The sequence below is a fragment of the Streptomyces humidus genome, assembly GCF_014649655.1.
Lineage (GTDB): Bacteria > Actinomycetota > Actinomycetes > Streptomycetales > Streptomycetaceae > Streptomyces > Streptomyces humidus.
The window spans coordinates 25,321-34,547 of sequence record NZ_BMTL01000058.1 but is presented as its reverse complement, the minus strand read 5'-3'; the positions used below and the strand labels follow the sequence as shown (position 1 = coordinate 34,547).

The 9,227-nt window shown below is 72.6% G+C and carries 8 protein-coding genes and 1 pseudogene; 4 read left to right on the top strand and 5 right to left on the bottom strand.

Features of this window, described 5'->3' with window-relative positions; genetic code table 11:
* Positions 1–130 precede the first annotated feature (130 nt).
* The 3 genes and pseudogenes from IE239_RS39195 to IE239_RS39185 form a co-directional block, all read right to left on the bottom strand.
* A pseudogene (locus IE239_RS39195) lies at positions 131–691 on the bottom strand (class I SAM-dependent methyltransferase); the annotation flags it as partial.
* Positions 692–1,030: 339 nt separating this feature from the next.
* Positions 1,031–1,582 (bottom strand): EF-hand domain-containing protein, encoded by a 552-nt coding sequence (locus tag IE239_RS39190; protein WP_190154216.1) that lies wholly within the window; start codon positions 1,580–1,582, stop codon positions 1,031–1,033.
* A 161-nt stretch (positions 1,583–1,743) separates the two neighbouring features.
* A complete protein-coding gene (locus IE239_RS39185; protein WP_190154215.1) occupies positions 1,744–2,934 on the bottom strand; it encodes a serine hydrolase domain-containing protein in 1,191 nt (396 codons plus the stop codon).
* 339 nt (positions 2,935–3,273) lie between these two features.
* Here IE239_RS39185 and IE239_RS39180 point away from each other — a divergent pair, with 339 nt between their 5' ends.
* Positions 3,274–3,765 (top strand): Asp23/Gls24 family envelope stress response protein, encoded by a 492-nt coding sequence (locus tag IE239_RS39180; protein ID WP_190154214.1) that lies wholly within the window; start codon positions 3,274–3,276, stop codon positions 3,763–3,765.
* Positions 3,766–3,842: 77 nt separating this feature from the next.
* Here IE239_RS39180 and IE239_RS39175 read toward each other — a convergent pair whose 3' ends face one another.
* Together IE239_RS39175 and IE239_RS39170 are read right to left on the bottom strand one after the other, a co-directional pair.
* A complete protein-coding gene (locus tag IE239_RS39175; RefSeq protein ID WP_190154213.1) occupies positions 3,843–4,433 on the bottom strand; it encodes an HAAS signaling domain-containing protein in 591 nt (196 codons plus the stop codon).
* On the bottom strand, positions 4,430–4,804 hold the full coding sequence (locus tag IE239_RS39170; protein WP_190154212.1) for a PadR family transcriptional regulator: 375 nt from the start codon (positions 4,802–4,804) through the stop codon (positions 4,430–4,432). The genes IE239_RS39175 and IE239_RS39170 overlap by 4 nt, the downstream gene beginning before the upstream one ends.
* A 913-nt stretch (positions 4,805–5,717) precedes the next feature.
* Between IE239_RS39170 and IE239_RS39165 the strand changes: the two genes are divergently transcribed.
* From IE239_RS39165 to IE239_RS43080, 3 genes are all read left to right on the top strand, one after another.
* Positions 5,718–7,076 (top strand): MFS transporter, encoded by a 1,359-nt coding sequence (locus IE239_RS39165; protein ID WP_190154211.1) that lies wholly within the window; start codon positions 5,718–5,720, stop codon positions 7,074–7,076.
* The gene (locus tag IE239_RS39160; protein WP_190154210.1) at positions 7,069–9,009 is read left to right on the top strand and encodes a S9 family peptidase; all 1,941 of its coding nucleotides are present in this window, start codon (positions 7,069–7,071) and stop codon (positions 9,007–9,009) included. Before IE239_RS39165 ends, IE239_RS39160 begins: the two co-directional genes overlap by 8 nt.
* A 74-nt stretch (positions 9,010–9,083) precedes the next feature.
* A complete protein-coding gene (locus IE239_RS43080) occupies positions 9,084–9,206 on the top strand; it encodes a hypothetical protein (protein WP_268254564.1) in 123 nt (40 codons plus the stop codon).
* Positions 9,207–9,227: the final 21 nt, after the last annotated feature.

Below are 9,227 nucleotides of genomic sequence, written 5' to 3'. Positions count from 1 at the left end.
TGTGGACGATCCGTCACCGTCACGAAGCAGGGTCCGGCTCCGCCGGAACGAGACCGCGACGCTCCGCGTCGCAGCCACAAGATTCGCTTCACCCCCGACCTGAAGGCCGGAGCACTGCGAATGATGTCCGGTAGCGCAGAAGCGTCGTCTGTGTCCGGGTCGTCTCGTCGCGCTGCTCGGCGACGACGGATATCCGGAGCTCGGCTCCGTCGGGCGCGGCGGCGGTGCGCACCCGGCCGATCTGTTCGGCGGGGGTCGGTGCGGGGGTGAACAAAGGCACCAGGGCGGTCCCGCCCTCAGCCAGGTGAGCGCGGATCCGGCCCAGCGCGGCGAGCGCTGTGGCGTCGTCGGGGAGAAGGGTGAAGGTCGGCCCGGCGAGGTAGATCGCCCGATAGCGGCGGGGCAGACTCATTGCCTCCATGCGCTGGTGGAACACGGTGACAGGGATGCCCTGTTCGTCCGCCCGGCGTCGGAGTCGCACCAGCATGTCTGCGGAGGAGTCGACGCCGTCGACGTCCAGGCCGCGTCGGCGCAGTTCGAGCAGCGGCTCACCGTCTCCGCACCCCAACTCCAGTGCCGGCGCCCCGGCTTGCCGCACGAAGGCTGCGTAGGGTTCGGGGTCCTGCGAGAAGGACTTCAGCGGTCCGTAGAGGTCCGCGACGATGCCGGTGTAGAAGTCAGCTGGGTCCACGCCTCTCACCCTATGCAGCCCGTTCCGTACGTTCACTCGAATATCGCGGGTGGGGCAATGAGCCTCCGCCGACTTGAAGCTGCAGCTCAGAGGGCTGGTGTGGCCGGTGCTCGGGGTGCTCACCCTGGTCTTGGGTGGCTGCCTGTAGGGGACAGTCTGTCGGCGCTCTGTCGGCGCGGTCGGCTCGCCGGGTTCTGCGTGCTGGGGCAGACGGATGGCTTCGTCGACGAACTCGACTCGTCGTTTCACGCGCGGCGACGGCCGCCCACTGGTACCGACGTCCGGGGGCGGCCGACGGGATGCTCTCGGTCGAACGGGCGAACGCCGGGGGCGGAAGGGTCAGACGCGCCCGAAGAACAGGCTGCCCGGCGCGTCCGGGTCGTTGGAGAGGAAGTGCTCACGCACCGCCCGAATGAACTCCTGACGCGAGATCGCACCGTCCCCGTCGGTGTCCAGCTTGGTGAACGCGTCCATGGCGTCGGGCGCGTCGCTCTTCCACACGTCCCTCAGGAAGCGGGCGAACTCGTCCTTGCTGATCTCGTTGTCACCGTCGACGTCGATGACGTCGAAGATCGCGTGGCCGCCGCCTTCGGTCACGTTGAGCCGACTGGTGTCAATGGCCGCGAGGCGGTTGGCCATGACGAACTGGTCCTTGGCGAGGCGGTCCCCGTCCACACCGGCGTGGCGCAGCAGCTCCAGCCAGTAGATCTGGCAGAAGGTCTGGATGGCCCTGGCCCGGCGGTCGTTCTTGTCCAGCCGGTACGCCTGGATGTAGCGGTCGCCGAGCTTCTGGTAGTCCGTCCGGTCCAGGTAGCCGTCGTGGTTGTCGTCCATGGCGTCGAAAGTGCGCTCGAGCTTGATGGTGATGACGTCCTGTGCTGTCGTGGTCATGAGCCGACCTTTCGTGATCTTGGTCTTGCGGGTTTCCCCAGCATCGGGCCAATGGCACTGAAACCACGTTGACCTGCGCCTGCCGCACACCCCGCTGCGGGCGGCCCCGTCCTCGCCGGTCGCGTGTGCGGGCGCCGGTCGTGGGTGACTGTCTCGTGCGTTCACCGACCGCCGCGCAGCAGGGCGCAGACGAAGTCCTCCTGGACGGCGCGCAGCCGCTCGAGCCGCGGGGGGTCGCCGGTCCCGCTGATCTGACTCGTGGCCGAGAACGTCAGTGAGCGCTGTCCGTCGGGGGTGGCGGCCACCAGTTGCGTGTAGCCGGGGAAGTTCCCGGTGTGGCCCAGCACGACGCCGCACCGGGTCGCGTAGCGGAAGATGCCCAGGCCCGCGGTGTTGCGTCCCGGACCGGCGGGCTCGGACGCACCCGCGATCCACCGGCGCTGCTCCCGCAGGACGTTCCTGCCGTAGAGCGCGCCGGGGGCGTAGCCGCGGATGAACCGGGTCATGTCGGCCGGGGTGGAGACGATGCCGCCGGAGGCCCATGCGCCGGAGGCGCCGAGGACTTCGCTGACGTCCTGCGGAGAGTCGGGGTCACTCATGTCGTAGCCGTGCAGGTAGGGCTCGGGCAGGCGGTAGCCCTGCGGGAGGCTGGTGTCGCGCAGTCGCAGCGGCCGGTCGACGAGTCGCCGCAGGAGTCGTTCGTACGGGGTACCGGTGACCGCTTCCGCCATGAGGGCGACAGCGATGTTGTCGGAGTTGGAGTACGCGTACCGGCTGCCCGGGCTGAACCGCAGGGGCTCGTCGGCCACGTAGTCGAGCAGGTGACGGGAGTCGAAGTGGTGACGCGGGTCGGCCGCGAGCACGGCGGTGAACCCGGGGGCCTGCGAGTAGTCCGGCAGGCCGCTGGTGTGGTTCAGCAACTGACGCAGCGTCACCTTGCCCCAGGCGCCCGGGAGCTGTGGGAGCCGCTCGCGCAAGGTGTCGTCGAGGCCCAGTCTCCCGCGGTCGACGAGGGACAGGGCCACCGCTCCGCTGAAGGCCTTGGCCGTGCTCGCGATCCGCATGTGGTCCGTCGCCCGCGGGCGGCGGCCCGTCGCCAGGTCCGCGGCGCCCGCCCGGAACACACGTGTCTTCCGGCCGTCGCGCAGCAAGGCGATGATTCCGGGCGGGCCGCCCCGCTCGCCGACGAGCCGGTCGATCCGACGCTGCAGCGCGCGGTCCTCCGCCGGCCCGGTGGCGGCGCCCGCGGTCGCCGGTACCAGGACCGCGGACGAGGCGACCGCGACGACGAACACGGATCCGAGACGTGATCGCAGCGCGGCACGAAGAGAGCGCGCGGGGCACCGGGACATGCAGGCTCCTGACGAGGGACGACGGGCGGTTGCAGAAGTCAAGCCTCACCGGTCGCGGATGCCGATGCGCTCGCCGTTGCTGCAAACAGCCCAGTCGGCCCTGCCTGCCGCGGACGGCGCGGTCCGCACAGGTGGGGCCGGGGGCGTGGCCGGGAGCGGGCGCGGGCGCGGCGGAAGGCGGCGACACGGCCGCTGTGCCGGTGCCGGCCCGGGGGACGGCGTCCTTCGCTGTTCGTCCTTCGCTGTTCGTCCTTCGCTGTTCCGATTCCGTTCACGGTTCGCCGGGGGTGGGTACCCGGGGCCCGCACAGCACATCGGACACAAGCTGAGGTGATCGCCATGACGGAGAACACCACCAGCGTCGCCCGGGCCGGCCGGCCCGAGGCCGGCGTGAGCACCCTGAAGGGACGTACGGGGGCCGGCGCACCGGCGGAGACCAGGGGGAAGACCACCATGGCGGACGGCGTCGTGGCCAAGATCGCGGGCATGGCCGCCCGCGAGGCGCCGGGTGTCCACCGCCTCGGCGGAGGCATGGCCCGTGCCTTCGGCGCCGTGCGGGAACGCGTGCCCGGGGGCGGAGGCGGCGCGGTCACGCAAGGGGTGAAGGTCGAGGTCGGGGAGCGCCAGGCAGCCGTCGACCTGGACATCGTCGTCGAGTACGGCTACTCCGTCGTCGAGGTGAGCGGGGACGTGCGCACCGACGTCATCGGCGCGGTGGAGCGGATGACGGGCCTCGAGGTGGTGGAGGTGAACATCGCAGTCGACGACGTCCACCTTCCCGACGAGGAAGAGGCCGAGGAGTCCGACGGGGGTGAGGGCCGCGTGAGGTGAGCCGCCGCAGGCCTCCGCGTGGCCGGCCCCGCGCCGGCCACGAGTCCCGCGGCGGCTGATCTCGCTTCACCCGGGTGTCAGGCGCGGCGCACCCGATAGAGCCATACGGCCGTGCCGGCCAGCACGGCGAGCGTTATCAGGTTGGCCACGAGGGAGGGGGTGCCGGCGGGGGCGCCCGACAGGTTCCAGGTGGCGATGACGGCGGTCGGCAGGATGGCCGTGAGCAGTACGCCGGTGGTCTTGCGGACCGCGGTCCAGTGCACCGAGGTGCACAGGAGCACCGCGCCGGTGATGCGGAACAGGACGCCGAACAGCGGCCCCGGGAGGTCGGGGAAGAGCATCATGAAGGGCAGCGAGAGGGTCAGCATCAGGAGCGGGACCAGGGGGTGCACCTTGCCACGCCGGACGGACGCGCCGGCTTCGTTGCGGGGCAGGGCTCCGGCACCCGCGTTCCCGGCCTCGGCCAGCGCCGTCGCCGCGATGGTGCGGGGGTCCCCCAGCTCCGCGAGGATCTCGCCGACGGTGGCGTCGGGACGTTCGGCGCGTGTCACCTCGATGTGTTCGGCGAGGTCGGCGAGGAGCTCCTGGCGGCGGTCGGCGGGGAGTGCGGAGCTCTCGCGCTCGACGGCCGAGAGGTAGTCGCGAACGGGGTCGGCAGAGGTCTTCATGTGAGGTCTCCGGTGGAGGGGTGCGGGGAGGTGAGAAAGGCGTCGACGGCGTCGCGGAAGCCGGGCCAGACGCGGGTGAACTCGTCGAGTGCGGCCCGGCCGCTGTCGGTGAGCGCGTAGTAACGACGCGGTGGCCCGGTGGCGGATTCCTGCCAGGTGGTGGTGACCAGGTCGTCGCGGCGGAGCCGGGAGAGCAGCGGGTAGACCGTGCCCTGGCTGGTGGCCAGGGCGCCGGACTCCTCCAGGGCGTGAAGGAGTTCCACGCCGTAGCGCGGGCGGTCCCGCATCAGGGCGAGCACGCAGTACTCCAGGACGCCCTTGCGCAACTGCGCGGCAGCCCGGGCCTGCTTGGCCGAATCACCTGGTTCCATGCGATGCAAGATACCTGGTTGCGCAAGCCGAGGGAAAGCGGGGCGGGCGGCGGGCACGCCGGCGAACCGGACGGCCTCACCCCGGCGCAGTCCCGACGCCCGGCGCCGGCCGTGACGGGAGCCTCACGTCGGCAGGGCGAATACGTGCGCGCCGCGAGCGCGGGAAGGCTCCCGACTCGACGCGTCTCGCCGATCCCCTGCCTGTCATTGCCCGCGCACGCGCTGCGCCCGCGGCCCAGCCCGCCGGTCCGGCCGGTCCGGTCTGTCCGCGCCGGTCCCCGTCGGCCGGTCCGCGTCGGCCCGCGCCACCCGCCGCACCACCCGCTCCCCGGCTTTTTGGCCGATATCCATCGGCCCTGAAGGTGGATTGTCGGCCAATGCGGCGCCCGCGGCCTCAGGGACGGCGAGAGTTCGGCATACGTCGCGCCAGGCCTGGCCTCTCAGACCTGATGGAACATCACCATCGTTCGTGAACAGCGGAGTTCAGCAGCGCAACGGTTGCTCGGACAGCGGATCGGGTTCGGCCCGCAACACCGAGTGCGGCGAACAGCGATGCGTGCCGCGCCGGGGGCACGGTTCGCCCGGGGCGGGCGGGTGTACGAGCGGCACCCGCATCGCTATGCGCTTGTGAAGCGAAACACCCGGCGCCTTCGCGGAACCGGCACAGAGCCGGGCACTCCCCGCGCTCGGCCCGTTGACGACGGATCCCGACGCCGACCAGTCGATCCTCGGCCATGTCCGCATATTGGGCGGCGATCAGGCACTGTTCGGCACTTGTCGCCGGCGACGCGCGGTGGCTAGGCTCCCGCTCACTTTCACGTTTCACGCACATTTTCTACGCACAGCACACGGAGCCGGCCTGTGGCACGGGCTCCCAGGCGTACGGGGGGTGGGGAACGTAGACGGGTCACCGGTGCGCCGGCCTTCGGGCCGGCCCGTCCCACCGTATGACGAGCATCCCACCGCCGAACGACCCCACCGTGCGCACCGGGCCGGCCCGCGGCCCCGTCCGCCCGCTCGGGCACACCGCGACCTCAGGATCCTGTGGTGGGTCAACGCCGTCGACGGGCTCGGCAGCCAGGCCTCCGGGCTCGTCCTGCCGTTGCTGCTCCTGGAACTCGGCCACAGCCCGGGCACCGCCGGTTCGCTGGCCAGCGTCGCCGCGTTGAGCGGAGTCGTCCTCGGACCGATCGTTGCGGTGCCGGCGGACCAGGGACGGCGGCGGCGCCTGATGACGGGGTCGGCGGCGCTCGCGGCCCTGTGCACGGGAGTGCTGGCTCTGATGTGTCTGGGCCGGCCCGCGTTATGGGTCGTGATGGCGCTGGCTCTGGCGGAGCGGCTGTGCGCGGTGGCCTACGAGGCCGCTTCGCGCGGAGCCCTCGTCCATGTGGCCGCCGCCGACGAACTGCCGCGGGCGGCGGCCGGGATGGAGGTGGGCGACCAGATCTCGCTCGTCGTGGGCCCGGTGCTCGGCGGGGCCCTCTTCCAGCTGGCCCGGCCCCTGCCGTTCCTGGCCGACGCCCTCTCCTACGCGGCGGCCGCACTCGGGGTACGGTCCATCCGCACGCCCCTCGACACGCCCGCCGTCGCCCAGGCCGCACCGGTCGAGCGCGGCACCCGCCCGCGCGCGACGTGGGCCGCGCGGCTCGGCGCCGCGAAGGCGGGCGTGGTCATGGTGTCCCGCTCCCCGGTGCTGCGACTCGTTCTGGTCTGGACGTCGACCGCCGGGGGCACGCTGACGCTGCTCTTCTACACCGCGCTGTTCCGGCTGGGCGCCGACGAGCAGGGCGCGGCGGCCGGCGGGGTGCTCGCCGCGGCGGGGGCCGCAGGACTCCTGGGGGCGCTGGTCGCGGCCCCCGCGGTACGTCGGCTGGGTGCGACGCGGCTGCTGACCCTGGCCGCCTGGCTGCTGCCCGTGCCGTGCGGCGCACTGGTGTGGGCGGACGGCGCGGTCGGCTGGGGGGTGGCCTTCGCCGGTCTGTCCCTGCTCGTGCCGCTGATCACCGTGGTCCTGTCGAGCGTCGCCGTCGCGTGCACGCCGGCGGCCCTGCAGTCACGGACCGCGAGTGTGCTCGGCTCGGTGGCCGCGCTGGCCGCGGCCGGCGCGCCGGCGCTCGCCTCGCTCATGGTGACCGTATGGAGCCTCCGCACGCCCGTGTTGCTGTGCACCGTGCTGTTCGGCGCGCTGGCCGTGTACACGCAGGTCAGAGCTCCCGGCGTGCTGCGCGCGGGAGCCGTGTCCGCCACCGGAACGGGGGACGGCCATGGGTGACGCGTTCCAGGTCTTCTCCGGGGCCCTGCCGGAGGTGTGCCCCAGCGACGTCCGGCGCATGGTGATGACGGCCGACGCCGACGGCCGCTGCGAGGTGTTCACGTGGGACGCAGCCACCCGCAGCGCCCGGCAGGTCACCGACCGCCCCGAAGGCACGGTGCATCACGCTGTCGACGCCGACGCGTACGTGTGGTGGTTCGACGAGGACGCAGAGGGCCGAGGGCACTGGTGGTTCCAGCCTTTCGACGGCGGCTGCCGGCTGCCCGGTCTGCCGGGGGCGCCGGCCGGGTCGCCGCGGGGTCTTGCGGTGACGGCCGACGGGACGGTCGCCGCGGCGGTCGCGTCCCGTCACGGGGGCACGAGCCTGCTGGTGGGACGGCGAGGGCGGGCACCGCGCGAGCTCCTCCGCACCGCCGGGCAGGCACGGCTGGGCGGCATCACGCCCGAAGGCGATCTGGTGGCCCTCGCGACCGTGTCCGACGGCGACGCGACCGTCATCGTCGTGGACCCTTCGGGCCGGGTCGTCGCCGCCCTGCCCCACCTCGACGGCCGCGACCTCCCTGGCCTCCCTGACTTCCCTGACTTCCCTGGCGCTTCCGCCAGACCCGACGGACCCGACGGACCCGACGGACCCGACGGCAGATTCTGGTGCCGGGGTTTCTCGCCGCGGCCGGGCCGCTCCGAACTGCTGCTGGTGCACGAGTTGGAGGACGGCTACCAGTTGGCGACGTGGACGGCGCGCCGTGGGCTGGTCACCCACTCCTGGTGCCGTTTCGACACGGAGATCACCGCTTGCTGGTACCCCGACACCGACGAGGTGCTGGTGCGCCAGGAGCGCCACGGCCGGTCGCTGCTGCACCGGGTGTCCCTGCGCCACCGTAGCCGCCGCGTGGTGACCACCCCCGCGGGCACCCTCCTCGACGCGGCCCCGCGGCCCGGCGGAGGGCTGCACTACCTGTGGACCGACACCGCCCACCCGCCCGTCCTCCGCTCGACGGACGGGGTCGCGCTGCCGACGCCCGGCCCCCTGCCGCGCGTGCCGGGGGTCCACACCGAGCTGTGGACCCCCACGCCCCACGGCTCCGTCCACACCCTGCTCAGCCTGCCGGGCGAGGACGGCGACCGGCCCGGCGACGCACATTCCCATTCCCGTTCCCCGTCCCGTTCCGGCTGCGGCGCCGAGGCCGTCGTGCCGCCGACCGTCTTCCTGGTGCACGGCGGACCCGCGGACCACGACCGGGACGCCTACGACGCCACCGTGCACTCGCTGGTGGCCTCGGGATACGCCGTCGCGCGGGTCAACTACCGTGGATCGACCGGCTACGGTCCCCGCTGGCGGCGGGCGTTCGGGACGGACGTCGGCCACGCCCAGGTGGACGACCTGGCCGCCGTACGGGCCGATCTCGTCCGCCGCGGGCTCGCCGACGACCGCTCGACCGCTCTGTGGGGGGTGTCCTGGGGGGCGTATCTGGTGCTCCTCGCGCTCGGCACCCGCCCGCGGACATGGCAGGCCGGCATCGCTGTGAAGCCCGTCGCCGACTGGGTCACCGCCCACCGCATGACCACGCCCGCGCTGCGGGCCCTGGACGTCAGCTGGTTCGGCGGTACGCCGGACGAGACGCCGGAACGTTACGCCCACAGCTCCCCCCTCACCTACACGGCGAAGGTGAGCGCGCCGCTGCTGCTGGTCGGCGCGGAGAAGGACGTCAAGTGCCCGCCCGAGCAGATCCGCAGCTACGCCGCCGCCCTGGACTCGGCGGGCGTGGCCCACGAGCAGATGTGGCTCGACACCGGACACGACGGCTACGACGGCGCGGCACATGTCGCCGTCCTGCGCCGCTCCCTGACTTTCCTGCACACGTGTCTGCCCCCACCTGCGGCAGACACCCCCTCACGTCCTCCGGCACAGCCCGGAGGGCCCCGGCCCCGCTGATCGACACAGCGGGACCGGGTGCACAGCACCACCCGCCCGAAGAACACGCCATGAACTCGAGAAGGAGGACCACCGTGCAGAAGGACATCATCCACAACGACCCGCTCGCGGGCGACGAGGAGAACCGGAAGCCGGGCATCGGGATCAAGATCACCATCCCGTTCCGCAACGGCGCCGAGAGCGACGACGAGGAGTGACCCACGGCCCGGCCGGCCCGG

Excerpts from the sequence above, each read along its gene's own strand:
- IE239_RS39190 (WP_190154216.1), bottom strand. The coding sequence starts at position 1,582 with ATGACCACGACAGCACAGGACGTCATCACCATCAAGCTCGAGCGCACT.
- IE239_RS39170 (WP_190154212.1), bottom strand. The coding sequence starts at position 4,804 with ATGGAACCAGGTGATTCGGCCAAGCAGGCCCGGGCTGCCGCGCAGTTG.
- IE239_RS39160 (WP_190154210.1), top strand. The coding sequence starts at position 7,069 with ATGGGTGACGCGTTCCAGGTCTTCTCCGGGGCCCTGCCGGAGGTGTGC.
- IE239_RS39185 (WP_190154215.1), bottom strand. The coding sequence starts at position 2,934 with ATGTCCCGGTGCCCCGCGCGCTCTCTTCGTGCCGCGCTGCGATCACGT.
- IE239_RS39175 (WP_190154213.1), bottom strand. The coding sequence starts at position 4,433 with ATGAAGACCTCTGCCGACCCCGTTCGCGACTACCTCTCGGCCGTCGAG.
- IE239_RS39180 (WP_190154214.1), top strand. The coding sequence starts at position 3,274 with ATGACGGAGAACACCACCAGCGTCGCCCGGGCCGGCCGGCCCGAGGCC.